The 14,286-nt window shown below is 73.0% G+C and carries 12 protein-coding genes; 6 read left to right on the top strand and 6 right to left on the bottom strand.

All coding sequences use genetic code 11. From position 1 onward, the window contains the following. Positions 1–213: 213 nt before the first annotated feature. A complete protein-coding gene (locus tag AB0D53_RS33200; RefSeq protein WP_362452929.1) occupies positions 214–435 on the bottom strand; it encodes a hypothetical protein in 222 nt (73 codons plus the stop codon). Here AB0D53_RS33200 and AB0D53_RS33195 point away from each other — a divergent pair. The 3 genes from AB0D53_RS33195 to AB0D53_RS33185 all read left to right on the top strand — a co-directional run bounded on the left by AB0D53_RS33195 (position 434) and on the right by AB0D53_RS33185 (position 4,831). Then, a complete protein-coding gene (locus AB0D53_RS33195) occupies positions 434–685 on the top strand; it encodes a hypothetical protein (protein WP_362452928.1) in 252 nt (83 codons plus the stop codon). The genes AB0D53_RS33200 and AB0D53_RS33195 overlap by 2 nt on opposite strands. 712 nt (positions 686–1,397) lie before the next feature. Then, positions 1,398–2,870, top strand: a complete 1,473-nt coding sequence (locus AB0D53_RS33190; RefSeq protein WP_362453006.1) for an FUSC family protein — start codon at positions 1,398–1,400, stop codon at positions 2,868–2,870. An 893-nt stretch (positions 2,871–3,763) separates the two neighbouring features. Next, positions 3,764–4,831, top strand: coding sequence for a lactonase family protein (locus AB0D53_RS33185; RefSeq protein ID WP_362453004.1), 1,068 nt, complete (start codon positions 3,764–3,766; stop codon positions 4,829–4,831). A 98-nt stretch (positions 4,832–4,929) separates the two neighbouring features. Here the strand turns inward: AB0D53_RS33185 and AB0D53_RS33180 are convergent, their stop codons facing one another. Further along, positions 4,930–5,853 carry a hypothetical protein gene (locus tag AB0D53_RS33180; RefSeq protein ID WP_362452927.1) on the bottom strand — a complete coding sequence of 308 codons (924 nt, stop codon included), beginning with the start codon at positions 5,851–5,853 and terminating at the stop codon, positions 4,930–4,932. 119 nt (positions 5,854–5,972) lie between these two features. Next, a complete protein-coding gene (locus tag AB0D53_RS33175; RefSeq protein ID WP_362452925.1) occupies positions 5,973–7,046 on the bottom strand; it encodes a BadF/BadG/BcrA/BcrD ATPase family protein in 1,074 nt (357 codons plus the stop codon). Positions 7,047–7,171: 125 nt separating this feature from the next. On the opposite strand from AB0D53_RS33175, the gene AB0D53_RS33170 reads away from it, so the two are divergent. After that, on the top strand, positions 7,172–7,849 hold the full coding sequence (locus tag AB0D53_RS33170; protein ID WP_072486448.1) for a uracil-DNA glycosylase: 678 nt from the start codon (positions 7,172–7,174) through the stop codon (positions 7,847–7,849). Positions 7,850–7,952: 103 nt separating this feature from the next. Here the strand turns inward: AB0D53_RS33170 and AB0D53_RS33165 are convergent, their stop codons facing one another. Together AB0D53_RS33165 and AB0D53_RS33160 are read right to left on the bottom strand one after the other, a co-directional pair. Continuing rightward, a complete protein-coding gene (locus AB0D53_RS33165) occupies positions 7,953–10,790 on the bottom strand; it encodes a hypothetical protein (protein WP_362453003.1) in 2,838 nt (945 codons plus the stop codon). A 198-nt stretch (positions 10,791–10,988) separates the two neighbouring features. Further along, the gene (locus tag AB0D53_RS33160; RefSeq protein WP_362452924.1) at positions 10,989–12,077 is read right to left on the bottom strand and encodes an exo-alpha-sialidase; all 1,089 of its coding nucleotides are present in this window, start codon (positions 12,075–12,077) and stop codon (positions 10,989–10,991) included. A gap of 215 nt (positions 12,078–12,292) precedes the next feature. On the opposite strand from AB0D53_RS33160, the gene AB0D53_RS33155 reads away from it, so the two are divergent. Then, positions 12,293–13,009, top strand: coding sequence for a cupin (locus tag AB0D53_RS33155; protein WP_362452923.1), 717 nt, complete (start codon positions 12,293–12,295; stop codon positions 13,007–13,009). Here AB0D53_RS33155 and AB0D53_RS33150 read toward each other — a convergent pair. Beyond that, a complete protein-coding gene (locus AB0D53_RS33150) occupies positions 12,997–13,533 on the bottom strand; it encodes a GNAT family N-acetyltransferase (protein WP_362452922.1) in 537 nt (178 codons plus the stop codon). The genes AB0D53_RS33155 and AB0D53_RS33150 overlap by 13 nt on opposite strands. 241 nt (positions 13,534–13,774) lie before the next feature. On the opposite strand from AB0D53_RS33150, the gene AB0D53_RS33145 reads away from it, so the two are divergent. Then, a complete protein-coding gene (locus AB0D53_RS33145) occupies positions 13,775–14,164 on the top strand; it encodes a hypothetical protein (RefSeq protein ID WP_362452921.1) in 390 nt (129 codons plus the stop codon). Positions 14,165–14,286 lie beyond the last annotated feature (122 nt).

The following is a 14,286-nucleotide window of genomic DNA, read 5'->3' as shown; positions in this document are numbered from 1 at the left end:
CCGCTCTGATCGCCGTGGATGTCGGCATGCCCCAGGGCGTCCCCTGGCACGGCAGGACCACCCGCACCGGCATCCGGAAGCACCCCGTCACGGGCCCGTGACGGCGCGCCGCCTCGACCTGGACGGCGACGTGCGGGGTGACCTCGCCGGGTACGGCGGCGAGCAGCGTGCCGTGCCGGTCCACCAGTCGGGCTCCTGTCGCCACGGGCAGGATTACCCGAGGCGGGACGACTTCACGTACGGCCGGTTCGGCGAGAACCCCACTGTGACCGGCTCACCGACGGCGAGGTGTGCATCGGTGACCGCCACGGCATCGGCGGTGCGGTCTTCGAGGTCACCCAACCCCGCTTGAGGTGCTACCGCGTGGGGCTGCCGCTCGGCGAGCCGCAGATGGCCGTCCTGCTGGGTGCCCCATCGCCGCCCGGGCTTCTGCATGCGGGTGCTGACTGAAGGGCGGGTGCGGGCCGGGGAAGAGGTCGTGGAGATCTCCCCGGGCCCCGAGGAGATGACCGTTGTGGAGATCGACGCGCTGCTCCACCTGTCCGGCCACGCCCGGCCGCAGCTCGAACGGGCCCTGCGCATAGCCGCGTTGATCCTCGGACGGAACGTCGCTGCGATCCCTGCTCGGCGACGCGGATCGCGGCTCCGGACCCGTGGGTGGAAACCGCGGGCCGACCACCAGTAACCCGCCGCCGGCCCGGTCCGGGTTCCGTCGGCTCGAAGTCGCCCGCATGGTGCCAAAGAGTGCGAGCATCTTCTCGCTCACTACGGCGGCAGTCGACGGTGAGCCCCCCAGCAGCTCTGCCGGGGCAGTAGTCCCTCACGGTCCGCCTGCGGCGGGACCCGCAGGCCTTCCCGGTCATCCGTAACTGCTCGGTCTCCGGCCGACCGGGCGCCGAGACGTACCGCATCAGTGTCGAACAGGAGCCACACGGCGTCGCCGGCACCTGCCTGCGTCAGCACGTGAAGGGGTGACGTTCTCGATGTCGCCGCTCCGCGCGGCACGTTCCTGCTCGCGGACGGGGACACTCCGGTCCTGCTGCTGTCCGCCGGTGCCGGTGCCGGTGCCACCCCGGTCCTGGCCATGGCAGCAGGAGATGCAGTGATCAGGTGGAGGCTCCGGGGTGGTGGTTGCCATTCGCGCGCCGGTGTCGCAGGAGGTTGGTCCGTTGGCTCTGATGCGACGGGCAGGGGGAAGCCATTCTGAACCATTGGCCCAGTAGATGGGGCTTGGTTTGAACCATTAGCCCTCAGGATGCTGAGATGGAGCTATCAATGGCGCTGCGGGTTCCCCCAGGGATCTCTGCGGCGCCTTTCTCATGTCTGCACTGGTCTATGTGCGAAAGGGGCAGGGCAGCTTGCTGAAGAGGGCATTCGTTGCACATGATCCGGGCCTCATGCGGCTGCGGTTCGCGTGCCGGGCTGTGCTCGGCATCGCGCTCGCCGTCGCGGTGTGCGGGGCGGCGGGGCATTCCCTGGCAGCGGCCATCACCGGTGGCCTGGCCGCGCTGCTCGCCCTGTTCACGGTGACGGACCCGACGGTGCGTGGGCAGGCGATCACTACCGTGCTCCTCCCCGTCGTCGGTCTGCCGGTGCTCACGCTCGCCGCCGTGCTGCACGATGTGCCCATCGCGCGTGACCTGGTGTTCCTTGCCGTCGTGGGGGCAGGGGTGTATGCGCGGCGGTGGGGGCCTCGCGGGCATTCGCTGGGCGTGTTCGGCTTCATGGCCTACTTCTCGGCCCAGTTCCTGCACACTGTGCCCGGCCGGCTGCCCGAGCTGTACGTGGCCGTGCTGCTGTCGCTCATCGCGTCGTCGGTGGTGCGGTTCGGTGTGTGGTGCTATGAGCGGCGGCTCGCGGTCCCCGTGGCAGTCGCCCTTCCTGCCGGGGCCGCGGGGCTCGGTCGAATCACGACGCGGCAGGCCGTGCAAGCGACATTGGGGGCGGGGTTCGCGCTCGCGGTGGGGCAGGTGCTCTCCGATCAGCGTTGGTACTGGGCGGTCGGCGCCACCTGGTGGGTTTTCGTGGCCACGGCCTCGCGGGGCGAGGTCGTCGTGCGAGGGTTCCGGCGAGTCCTGGGGACGGTGCTCGGGATCGGCTTGGGCTTCGCCGTGGCTGTGCCGCTGCACCATGAGCCGGTCGTGGCCGCCGTGGTGGTGGCGATGAGTGTGTTCGGAATCTTCTATACCGCCGCTGTCTCCTACACCTGGATGATGCTGGCCGTGACCGTGATGGCGAGCATGCTGTACGGGCTGCTCGGCGTGCTCGATGCGGGCCTGCTCATGCTGCGGGTGGCTGAGACGGCGGTCGGGGCGCTCGGTGCCGTACTGGCGGTGCTGTTCGTGCTGCCGGTGACCACGCACGCGGTGACTGAGGCGTGGGTGGAGCGGGCGCTGCGGTGCGTGCACGCGTGCACGGCGGAGGCAGCCGCCCGGCTCGCCGGGAGCGAGGACGCCGACCCACCCCGGCGCGTCGTCGAACTGGAGGCGCTCCTCGGCAGGGTGCGCTTGTCGCTTGCGCCGCTGGAGCATCCGCTCAACCCGATGAAGGCCCGCAAGGGACGGGCACGGCAGGTGCTCGCGCTGCTCGACGACTGCGCACGCGAGGTGCGCGGCCTGGCGTCCGTCGCTGCCGATCCGGAGGCCTCGCACGACGTCCGGCTCGCCGCAGCCTGCTGGCGTGTGGAGGCTGCTGTCGAGGCCCTCACCGATGCGCCGGCCCTCGGGCGGGACCTTCGACTCGACAACGCGACGGCTGCACAGCCTGCGGGCGTCGAACCGGTGCTCGCCCACCTCCACGCGCTGGAACGAGCGCTGCTCGAACTTGCCGTTCCCCTGCGGAGGTCCAGCCGGATTCCGGCCGGTGCCTGAGCCGTCGCGCGCGAGATGACCGAGCACCACCCGACCCGGCGCTGCTCCTCGGCCTCCGGCATACGGGTCGGGACGAGCACGACGGTGCGATCGCCCTCCCGGCAGCGGAGACCGTTCGGCTTCGCCGGGTGTCCGAGAACGTCGACTGCGCCCCGCGCGACGTCGTCGCACATGCGACACTCTTCGCCGGCCGGCTCCTGCACGGCTGTGCAGCGCGTAGATCTGATACCCGTGCCGAGCAGCCTCGCGCAGCGAGAGGCCGCTGCGCGGCCCTGCGCTGCGCGCACGCCTGCACCGCGGGAGCCGCCGCGCAGCTCCCGGGATCGACGACCGCCGATCCCGCACCCCGGATCGCCGAGCTGGAGGCGCTGCTCGGCCGGGTGCGGATGTCACTGGCCCCGCTGGTGCACCCGCTCAGCCCGCTGCGCGCCCGCAAGGCCCGTGCCGGTCAGGTACTCGCCCTGCTGGACGACTGCGCACGCGAGGTGCGCGGGCCGGCCTCCGTCGCGGCGGACCCGGAAGCCTCCCACGACGCCCGCCTCGCCGCCGCCTGCTGGCGGGTCGAGGCGTCCGTCCAGGCTCTGACGGCCCCCGACCCGCGGCACCGGGCCGGCGTACCGGACGTCCCGCCGCACACGGCGGCGGCCGCGCTCGTCCATCCGCACGACCTGGAACGGGTGCCGGCCGGACCGGCCGGCACCGCTGCGCAGCGACCCGTGCGCTCCGCCGGTCGGCGTGTGAACCGCCCCCGACACGTTCCCGCAGGCGACCCCGGCGACCGGGGCGCTGGTCCGGACCTGGCCGGTGACTGTACGGTCGCTCCGGAAGATCACGACGGTACGGACCGTCGTGATCAGTCGGCGGAGAGGGGACAAACGGTGACCGGCAGTGCGGTGGGCAGCGACAACGGCGCGGTACGGGCATTCATCGGGTCGTTCACCTCGGCGGGCGGACGGGGAATCACCGTCACCGCCGTGGACGACGGGACCGGGGCGCTGACCGTCCTCGGCGCCACCGACGCGGTCCCCGACCCGTCGTATCTCGCCCTGGGCCACGGGCCGGGGCCGGGCGGCGGCGCGCTCTACACGGTCAGCGAGACCGAGCACGGCGCGGCAGCCGCCCTGGACATCACCGGTGACGTACCGCGGCCGATCGACGGGATCCGACCGGTGGACGGCAGCGGCCCCACCCATCTCGCGCTCGCCGGCGGTCATCTGCTCACCGCCAACTACGGCTCGGGCAGCGTCAGCGTCCTGCCGGTGCGGCCGGACGGTTCCCTCGGCCCGGTCGCCTCCGTGCTCCGGCACGAGGGCAGCGGCCCCGATGCCGGCCGGCAGCAGGCCCCGCACGCCCACCAGGTGCTGCCCGACCCGTCGGGGAACTGGGTGGTCAGCGTGGACCTCGGGACCGATTCCGTACGGATCTGTGCACTCGACACCACGACCGGGACGCTGCGGCTGCACGGCGAGACGGCCCTGCGGCCGGGCACCGGCCCGCGCCACCTGGCCTTCCACCCCGCCGGCGGCCACGCCTACGTCCTGAACGAACTCGAACCGACCGTCACCGCGTGCAGGTGGAACGCCGCCGCGGGCGTCCTGGAGCCGGTCGGGGAGACGTCCGTGCTGCCGGCCGGAGCGGAAGGCGGAGAGGCGGCGACCTACCCGTCCGAGATCGTCGTCTCGCACGACGGAAGGTTCCTCTGGACCGCCAACCGGGGGCACGACAGCATCTCGGTTCTCGCACTCGACGCGACCGGTGAGAAGGCCGCCCTGGTCACGACCGTCGACTGCGGCGGGCACTGGCCGCGCGATCTCGCACTCGACCCCACCGGCCGACGGCTGTACGCGGCCAACGAGCGGTCCGGCGACGTCACCTGGTTCGACATCGACCCGGAGACCGGTGTCCCGAGCCGCGCGGGCTCGCTCGACGCCCCCGCCGCATCCTGCGTGATCTTCGCCTGACCTCGTAGCGCGCACAGCACGAACGCCGGACGGGCCCGGTTCTCCGGGCCCGTCCGGCGTTCGTGGACCGACGGTCCGCCGGGCGCACCGGCGACGGGTCAGTGCGCCTGGGCACCCTGCGGCGCGACCGGCGTGATGCCGAGCGTCGTCATGTACATCGACAGCACGAGCTTGCCGATCGCCGGGTACGCCCCCAGCGGCTCGGCCGTCGCACAGCCGGCCTCCTTCGCGGCGGCGTCCAGCAGCCCCTCGGCCACCTCCGGGCCTACGAGGTAGGGAGCGACCGCGAGCTGTGCCGAGCCGGAGCCGGTGAGCTGCTCGGCGACCGACGCGACGGAACCCTCCACGTCGAGAGCCGCGGCCATCACCGGAACCGCGAGCCGGGCGGCCAGCAGCATGCCGGTGATCCCGGCCGCCTGCACCGCCTCGTCGCCGCCCACCGTGGCCAGCACGATGCCGTCGGCCGCCGTGGCCACGGTGAAGAGCCTCGCCCGGTCGGCGCGGGCCAGACCGGCCTCGGAGAGCCGCACGTGCAGCGCCTCGGCGAGCAGCGGATGCGGGCCCAGCACATCGGTCAGCTCGACCTGTGTACCGCTGTCCATCACGGCCTGCCGTATCCGCCGGATCAGGGCGCTGTCCGGCCCCGCGAGCAGCGGTACGACGACGGCGGACGGCCCCTCGGGCTCGGCGACCTCACGGCCCGCGGCCCGCGCCTGCTCGAAGCGCGCGACCCGCTCGGCGGCACAGTGGGTGAGGACGGCGGAGAGTGCGGGGTACTCGGCGTCGTCACCGTCGAGGTAGCCGATCCGGGCGTTGAGGCCGGGCAGCTCGGAACGGGCGATGCTGATCACCTCTTCGGCCAGACTGCGAGTGGCCGAAGAGGGGGTACCGGGAACGGCGAGAACGAGCGCGGCAGCGCCCTCGGGCGCGACCACGGGCTCCGGGCGGCGGTGCCGTCCGGACTGGCGAGGTCGCGGCATTCGTACAGGCAGGCCGGAAGCGGGCCCAGTGGGGGTGCTCATGGCGCCGCATGCTACTGGTTTTGGGTACGGCTCTGTTCGGGGAGGGCCCGGACAGGCGTTATCTGTCCGCTTTTATCCGATGGGCGGCTTAATGGTCGACTGTCCTGCTCTGTCGGCGCCTACGCGGGCTTCTGCCCAGGCCCTTCGTCAAGGACCCGGAGCAGCGTCGGGTGACGGGGCAGCCGCAGATCCCCGGCCGCCAGTGCCTGGGCGATGGACAGCGCACCGGCCAACGGATCACCCGAACCGGGGACCGCCCGTGCCTGTGGGACCTGCCGGGACAACTCCTCGCGCAAGGGCACGAGCAGCGGCTCGCCCATCCGGAACAGGCCACCCGTCAGCGCCACTTCGCACGGCTCGCCATCGATGCCCGCCTCCGGGCACACCGCCGCGGCCGCCTCCGCGATGTGCTCCGCCGCCTCGCGCAGAATCCCCGCGGCGACCGGATCGCGCCCGGCGCACGCGGCGACCTCGGGCGCGAACGAGGCCAGTACGGCAGGCCGGTCGGTACGCGGATACAGCAGCCCGGGCAGCTCGGGCGCCGGCCCGAACACCGCCTCCAGCCGGGACAGCAGGGCGTCGGACCCGCCCCGCCGGCCGTCATGGGCACGCATCGCCGCGTCCAGCCCGGCCCGGCCGATCCAGGCCCCGCCGCCGCTGTCGCCCAGCAGATGACCCCAGCCGTCGGCCCGCCGCCAGTCCGCCAGGTCCGTACCCAGCGCGATCATGCCCGTGCCCGCCGCGACGACCGCCCCCGGGCGGTGACCGACCGCCCCCGCGTACGCGGTCACCGCATCGGCGGCCAGCGCCAGCCGGCGCACCCCGAGCGCGTTCTCCAGGGCCGACGGAAGCTCCGCGCGCAGCTGTCCGCCGAGCGTCGCCATGCCGGCGGCGCCGATCGCCACGGCGTCGATCCCGGCACCGTCCGGGCCGCCGCACCGCTCCAGCAGCCGGTGGACGGCGGGCAGCAGCTGTTCCAGCAGATGGCCCGCGTCGATCCCGGCCGGACCGGTGCGCACCGGATGCGCGCAGACCGTCGTCGCCAGTGCGCCGGACGCGCCGACGGCGCCCAGTGCCACGCGCAGCCCCGAACCCCCCGAGTCCACACCGAGCACATACGGCCCCGATGCGGCCGCCCCGCCCGCGCGCACACCGGCGGCGGGGCTTTCCGGTGATCGCCGCGGTGCGCTCATGGGCCGACTCCAGGAAGGAAGGGTAAGGACGGGCGGCAGCCTATCCCCACTACCCCCGACCCGGGCCGGGGGAGTAGGAGTTCGAGGTCAAAGGTGGTTCGTGTACGCCGGTAGAGTGACGTTCCGTGGCACCACGACCGTTGAATGAAGTAGTCGAGCCCGGCTGGGCCGAAGCACTCGCCCCCGTCGCCGGACGGATCGCAGCGATGGGCGATTTCCTGCGCGCGGAGGTGGCGGCGGGACGCACCTATCTGCCGGCCGGGGCGAACGTTCTGCGCGCGTTCCAGCAGCCGTTCGACGAGGTACGCGTCCTGATCGTCGGTCAGGACCCCTATCCGACACCCGGAATGGCGATGGGGCTGAGCTTCTCCGTGGCCCCCGAAGTGCCTCAGGTTCCGGGCAGCCTGGAGAACATCTTCCGGGAAATGCACACGGACCTGGGGCTTCCGCGCCCGTCGAACGGCGACCTGACGCCCTGGACGCGACAGGGCGTTCTGCTGCTGAACAGGGCGCTCACCACGGCGCCCCGCAAGCCCGGCGCGCACCGCGGCAAGGGCTGGGAGGAAGTGACCGAGCAGGCCATCCGGGCCCTGGCAGCACGCGGCAAGCCACTGGTGTCCGTGCTGTGGGGGCGCGACGCCCGCAACCTGCGGCCCTTCCTCGACGGCTTCCCGGCGATCGAGTCCGCGCACCCCTCGCCCATGTCGGCGGACCGCGGCTTCTTCGGCTCGCGGCCGTTCAGCCGCACCAATGAACTCCTGCTGCGCCAGGGGGCCCAGGAAGTCGACTGGCGGCTGCCGTAGCGCAGCGGTCCGGGCGTCAGGCGGTTTCGACGACTCCGGAGTGGCACCGGCTCCTTCACGGGGCCGGTGCCACGTCCGTGGACGCTGTGTCGCGTCCCCCGGGTCAGGACGCGTCGCGTACCGTGCCGGTGAACACCGGCCCCTGGTGCGGCTCCCAGGAGTCGTCGTAGGTGACCATCCGCAGCCGCAGGGATTCCTCCGGCTCCTTCAGCCCGTCGGCGACCGTGGGCACGGTCACTTCGGTGCTCAGCTCACCGGCGGGAACGCCGGCCCACAGGTACGGCTGCTCCACCACCTCCGACAGCGGCCGGGCCGGATCCGGCGACTCGCCGAAGGTGTCCCGCAGCCATGATTCGTCGACGTCCAGGGTGGACAGCTCCGCCCCTTGCCCGACCGGCAGGATGTCGAAACCGACGGAGTCCATGTCCACGTCGGCGGCCTCGGAGAGCGTGATCCGCCAGCGCAGGCTCTGCCCCTCGGTGACCCGGTCCGCGACCGGCTTCACTTCGGCCGTGGGCATCGGATCGTCGTTCTTCACGGTCAGCCCGCCGAGGTGGGAGCCGACGACCGCGCCGCGAACCGCCTTGACGAACACCCTGTGCGTGAGGTCGTAGCCGAAGCGGGTGTTGCCCCGCACCTCGACCGGCACATCGAGGACGTGGCTCCCCGGACGCACCGTCACCGTCCGCTGGTCGGCGCCGTCCTGTCCCGGCTTTTCGACGTACAGCCGGACCCGGCCGCTGTGGTGCCCGGAGACCCGCACCGGGACGCGATAGGTGCGGACCCCGGAGTCGCCCTCTTCGACCGTCGGATGGCCGATGTCCACCCGTGGCAGCGCGGCCGCCCGGACCGCGGGTGTACCGGGGCGCCAGCCCCATGCGTCGACCAGCCAGGCCTGCCCGGACCTGTTGCGCGGGGTCAGTTCCAGGGTCTTCACGTGCTTCAGGTCCACCTTGCTCCGCACGGTGGCGGAGAGCGGCACCCGGATCTCGCGGCCCCAGTAGGACGCGGTACGGTCGCTGCCCGGCAGTCCGTCGATCCGGGCCCCGCCGAGCGTCACCCGGCGGCCCGTGGTGTCGGTGAGAGCGACGTCCAGACGGGTGCCGCCCGTGTTGGGCGGCACGATCACCCGGAGCGCCAGCGACTCGGAACCCGCCACGGAGACCGGACGGGCGGGACTGATCCTCACCGCGGTGCCCGGCTTCGACCAGCGCATCGCGACCGCGTGACGGCCGGGCTCCCGCGCGGTCTCCCACAGGGCGAAGTGCGGGGAGACGGCCGTCCCTTCGGGCGGCAGACAGGCACGGCCCGGATCGGGATCCACCTGTGCGCACACCCGGCCGCCGCTGACGGCCACCGAGGTGTCCGGAAGGAACGCGGGCGTCCGCCTCCCGCCGACCGCGTGACTGAGCACGCGCGCCGGGCCGGCCGAGGGCGCGCGCCGGTCCGAGCCGTCCAGCAGCGACCGCACGCGGTCGTCACCCGCGACGAAGAGCCGGGCCGCCGCCGCGATGTACGTGGCACCGGCGGCCTGCTGCCGGTTGGCGGTCAGCCGGGTCTTCTTGCCCGGCGTGCACACCGGGTCCGGACTGTCGCCGGCCCAGAAGTCGTCTTCCGCGGGCGCCTTCGCCTGCCCGGGTGTCCATTCGCTGTTGAAGAAGTTGTGGTTGGCGCCGACCATGTACACCGCGCTGTGCAGTGCGGCGCCTCGGCTGACGCCGCGGGTGCCGTCGACGTAGATCTGGCCCTGGAGATCGGACACGTCGCCGTCGCAGCCCGGCAGGATGGTCATGGACGGCACATCGGGAACGGGGTTCTGCCCGAAGACCGTGGGACCGATCAGGACGGTGCCGCGTATCCGCCAGCGCACCGGGCCCCGGTAGCCGTCCTGGTCCGAGGGCGGCCGGTAGAGGCTGTCGAGCGCGGCCCGGTTGACGCCTTCTCCGCCCCGGGAGTGGCCTACGAGCAGCACCTCGGACATGTCGGCGGGCGGTGCGGCGCGCACGGCCGCGGGGGCCCCGGCCCGATCACGGGCCCAGTCCGCCCAATGGGCGAGGTGCAGCCGGACCAGGGACGAGCGGGCCTGGGCGCCGCCGTCGTCGGCCTCGCCGTCCTGCCCGTTGATCCCGTTGGCCGAGATGGACACCGTGACATAGCCCTGGGAGGCCAGGAGCTTCTGGTCGCGCAGATAGCCCCGATGGCTCGGCACCGCCTGCATGCCCGCCTCGCAGGGCCAGGAGATGCCCTGTTCACCCCCGGCGTCGAAACACGTGTAGTGCCTGCCGTGCAGGAACAGCGCGAGCGGCCGCCGTCCCGGCGCGCCGACCGGTGACACCACCACGGCGCGCATCTCCACCGGGGCGGCGAAGCCGGGCAGTCGTACCGACTTCAGGGCGTACTCACCGCTGACCGTCCGGTACGTGCCCGGGACGCCGGGGTCGACCGGGTTCGCCGGAAGGGGCGCCGCGGGCTGCGCCGCCTCGGTGGTCCTGCGGGCGTCCGGGGCCCGCCGGGCTCCCGGCGCGTCGAGACGGCGTCCGCCCGCCAGCACCTTGAGACCCGACGGCGGCCCGATGCGAGCGCCGTCGAGCCTCAGCCGGAACGCCCGCCGGTCACGCGTGGCCACCGGCCGGCCCAGGAGCTTGTCCCCGGAGTGGAACTCGACCCGGGCATCGCCCATGGGTACGGGGTCGGGCGAGGTCCAGACGAGCTGCTTCCCGGCTCCCGTACCGGTGATCCGCCAGCCCGCCGGAAGCGGGCCGTCCGGCTCCTCCCGCGGCGCGGCGGGCGCCGCGGAGGATATGGAATCGGCGGAGGACATGGAATCGATGGAACGCTGCGTATGTGCCGGTTGCGGCGACGCGCGCGCCGCCTCCGGCCATCCCACGGTCAGGGTGAGCACCGCCAGTGCGGCGGTAACCGTGCGCGAGACACGGATCAAGGTGGTCCTCCTGGTCATCGGCCTTCTCGGACTCCCCGGAGATCTCGCTCCGGGCCCCCACCCCCGAATGACGGAGAGTGAAGCTCGGGGGTTGCCTCCTGTCGCGTCGGATGACGCGGAACCGATGCTGCGGGGCGACGAGTTGGTCCGATGGCGGGCAGGGGCATGCCGAGGAGGACCGCGGGCCGGTGACCGGGCTCAGGTGTCGATCACCGCCGCCCGCACGCACAGGACGTCCGGCAGATGCGAGGCGAGCTGCTGCCAGCTGTCCCCGTCGTCCGCGCTCGCGTACACCTCGCCGTTGCGATTGCCGAAGAAGACGCCTGCCGGGTCGGCGTCGTCCGTGCAGAGTGCGTCGCGCAGCACCGTGCCGTAGTGCGCCTCCTCGGGCAGGCCCGCCGACAGCGGCTCCCAGGTGCGGCCCGCGTCGCCGGTGCGGAAGACCCGGCAGCGGTGCTCGGCGGGCACCCGGTCGGCATCGGCGTTGAGCGGGAAGACGTACGCGGTGTCCGCGCGGTGGGGGTGCGCGGCCGCGGCGAAACCGAAGTCCGACGGCAGACCCTGCCCGATGTCGGTCCAGTTGTCCCCGGAGTCGTCGCTCCGGAACACCCCCCAGTGGTTCTGGAGGTACAGGCGGTCGGGATCGACCGCGTCCCTAGCCACCTTGTGGACGCACTGACCGAACTCCGGATGCGGGTCGGGCAGGAAGACCGCGGACACCCCCTTGTTCGACGGGGCCCAGCCGGCGCCGCCGTCCTTCGTGCGGAACACTCCGGCCGTGGAGACCGCGACGGTCACCGCCCGGGCGTCCCTCGGATCCGTCAGGATGGTGTGCAGTCCCTCACCGCCACCGCCGGGCTCCCATCTCGGACGCGTCGGGTGCTCCCAGAGCGGGCGGACCAGCTCGAAGGACTGCCCGCCGTCCTCGGAACGGAACAGCGCGGCGGGCTCGGTCCCCGCGTACACCACATCGGGCGCCTCGGGGCCGGCCGGATGCAGCTGCCAGACCCGCTCCAGCGACGCCTCGGTGAACGGCGGGAACCTCACGGCCGGTTGTCGTGGCTCGGCCCAGGTCCTGCCCAGGTCGTCCGAGCGGAAGACCGACGGGCCCCAGTGCGCGCTGTCACCGCCGACCAGGAGCCGTGGGACCTGTCCGCGGGTGTCGATGGCGACGGAATAGATCGCCTGGGCATTGAAATGCGGGCCGTCGAACTCCCATGCGCCATCGCGCCCGCGGCCGATGAAGAGTCCCTTGCGGGTGCCCACGGTGAGCAGTACGTCGGTCATGACCGGACCTCCCGAAACGCCGTTGTGTCGGATAAGGGTCAGTCTGCACCGGGCCACTGACAGTGGCCCGCAAGGCGGCCGCCCGACATCCGGCCCCTGTTGCGTCGAGGCGGGCGCGGGTACGGTTCCCCAGTAGGAGAAAGCGCTTGCTGAGGCTGATGGCCCCTCAGGTGCACCATGCGCGGGCCTCATGGCGGAGAGACCGAGGAGCAGCTGTGCCGACCTTCGAAGGGCTGCCGGGCGCGGTCGCCGTGTCCCATCTGCGGGTGTACGACTGGCCCGCCGCGGACGGCCTGCGCGGCGGGACGCCCCACCTCCACCTCACCTGTTCCGAGGGGTACGTGGTGGTCGGGGGCACCGGCTCGGTGCAGACCCTCACCGCGTCGGGATTCCGGGAAACGCCGCTTGAGCCGGGCGCGCTGGTGTGGTTCACGCCGGGCACGATCCACCGGCTCGTCAACGGGAACGGGCTGCGCATCGTCGTCCTCATGGAGAACAGCGGGCTGCCGGAGGCGGGCGACGCCGTGCTCACCCTGCCGCCGGACCGGCTGGCGGACCCCGACGTCTACCGGGCGGCGGTGACCCTGCCCGCCGACGGCTCGGAGGCGGAGCAGGAACGGGCCGCCCGCGCCCGCCGTGACCTCGCCGTCGAGGGCTTTCTCGCCCTGCGCCGGGCCGCCGGGGCGGGCGACCCCGAACCGCTCGCCGCCTTCCACCGGGCCGCGGCCGCACTCGTACGCCCGAGGGCCGAGGGCTGGCGTGAGCGCTGGCGGCGGGGAGCCGCCGCGGCCTCGGAGGTGACCGGCGAGCAGCTGGACGCGGTGGCGCGCGGCGACGGAGGGTATCTCGCCGACGCCTGTGTCCATGCCGAACAGCCCTCCGGATACGGGAAGTTCGGCATGTGCGGCCGTCTGGACGTCTACCGGGGCTGACCGGCCCCGGCTGCTTCGGGCGCGACGGAGCGGGTCAGGACCCGCGTCGTGCCGCCGTCGTCCTCCGCGATGTCCCGGACATGCCGGAAACCGATCCGCTCCAGCAGCGCCAACGACGCGGTGTTCTCGGCGGCCACCGTGGCATGCACCTCCGTGAGCCCGAGCTCGTCGAACCCGTACCCGGTCAGTGCCTGCGCGATCTCGGTGCCGAACCCCTGTCCCCACGCGGTGGCGGCCAGCGCGTAGACGATCTCGTGGCCGCCCGCTGCCGGGGACGGCTTGATCTCCGCATGGCCCATGAACGTGCCCTCGTGCCGGACCGCCCAGACATCGAACAGGTCCTGTGCGTACACCTTGCTGAAGACCCGTCCGAACAGCGCGCGGTCCTCGGCCTCGGTCTGCGGCCCTTCCCCCATCCAGCGGGATACCCGGGTGTCCTGGAACAGCGCGACGAAGTCCTCCTCGTCGGCGGGCGTGTACGGCTCCAGGTGCAGTCGTGCGGTGTGCAGGGCAGGGGTCGTCATGGCCGATGACGTTACGCAGCGCCCCGGCCGGCCCGCAATCGCAATACCCGTGCCCGGGTGGCGGCCGCCCCGCGTCGGCCGGCGCCCATGACCTCCCGGCGTTCGGGACCGCCGCTCCCGACGTGTTCGCCCACCGCGGCCGGGCCGCCGCGGACACCGGATACTTCACCGAGGAGCCGGCGCGACGCCGGCCGCCGATGTGCCGGGCGGACGAGAACCGGGCGAAGGGACGAGTGGAGCGATGACGAGCGGGATCGAGGACGCCGAGGGGCGCGGAGCGGGTCTGGAGGTCGACCCCGTCGGGGCGCGGGTCGGGATCAGGGTCACGACGCCCTCGGGCGAGCTGTCGCTGATCTGCACCCCCGCCCGCGCCCGCGAGCTGGCGGCGGCGCTCGCCCGCGCGGCGGACGAGGCCGACGGTGCGGCGTCGGCGCGCCCCGTCACCGTCATGGCGCGCGAGCTGCGTCGAGGGGATGTGCGGGACGGTGACCGGGTCATGACGGTGGACGGCATCAGGGTCGACGGGGCGACCGTCCACGTCACCTGGAAGTCGGGTGCCGGCCGCAGCTGGACCCAGGGCTATGACGCGGAAGCCGGGATCACACTCCGGCGGCGCGGCGGGAGTCGCTGACCGGCTCCGCTCGTCCCGCCGCACCCGTCCCGGCCCGAGCCTTGTACGGGAGGCATCGTAATTTGACGGGTGTCGTAGTACGGGATGTATCGTACTAGCGATCCTTCCGTACCCGTCGAAAC

The sequence above is a fragment of the Streptomyces sp. NPDC048295 genome, assembly GCF_040652135.1.
Taxonomy (GTDB): Bacteria; Actinomycetota; Actinomycetes; order Streptomycetales; family Streptomycetaceae; genus Streptomyces.
This window is presented reverse-complemented; position numbering and strand designations above follow the sequence as displayed.

What these genes read in the sequence shown, in the direction of transcription:
- AB0D53_RS33195 (WP_362452928.1), top strand. Translation starts at nt 434, where the DNA reads ATGCGGGTGCTGACTGAAGGGCGGGTGCGGGCCGGGGAAGAGGTCGTG.
- AB0D53_RS33200 (WP_362452929.1), bottom strand. Translation starts at nt 435, where the DNA reads ATGCAGAAGCCCGGGCGGCGATGGGGCACCCAGCAGGACGGCCATCTG.
- AB0D53_RS33190 (WP_362453006.1), top strand. Translation starts at nt 1,398, where the DNA reads ATGCGGCTGCGGTTCGCGTGCCGGGCTGTGCTCGGCATCGCGCTCGCC.
- AB0D53_RS33180 (WP_362452927.1), bottom strand. Translation starts at nt 5,853, where the DNA reads ATGAGCACCCCCACTGGGCCCGCTTCCGGCCTGCCTGTACGAATGCCG.
- AB0D53_RS33175 (WP_362452925.1), bottom strand. Translation starts at nt 7,046, where the DNA reads ATGAGCGCACCGCGGCGATCACCGGAAAGCCCCGCCGCCGGTGTGCGC.
- AB0D53_RS33160 (WP_362452924.1), bottom strand. Translation starts at nt 12,077, where the DNA reads ATGACCGACGTACTGCTCACCGTGGGCACCCGCAAGGGACTCTTCATC.
- AB0D53_RS33150 (WP_362452922.1), bottom strand. Translation starts at nt 13,533, where the DNA reads ATGACGACCCCTGCCCTGCACACCGCACGACTGCACCTGGAGCCGTAC.
- AB0D53_RS33145 (WP_362452921.1), top strand. Translation starts at nt 13,775, where the DNA reads ATGACGAGCGGGATCGAGGACGCCGAGGGGCGCGGAGCGGGTCTGGAG.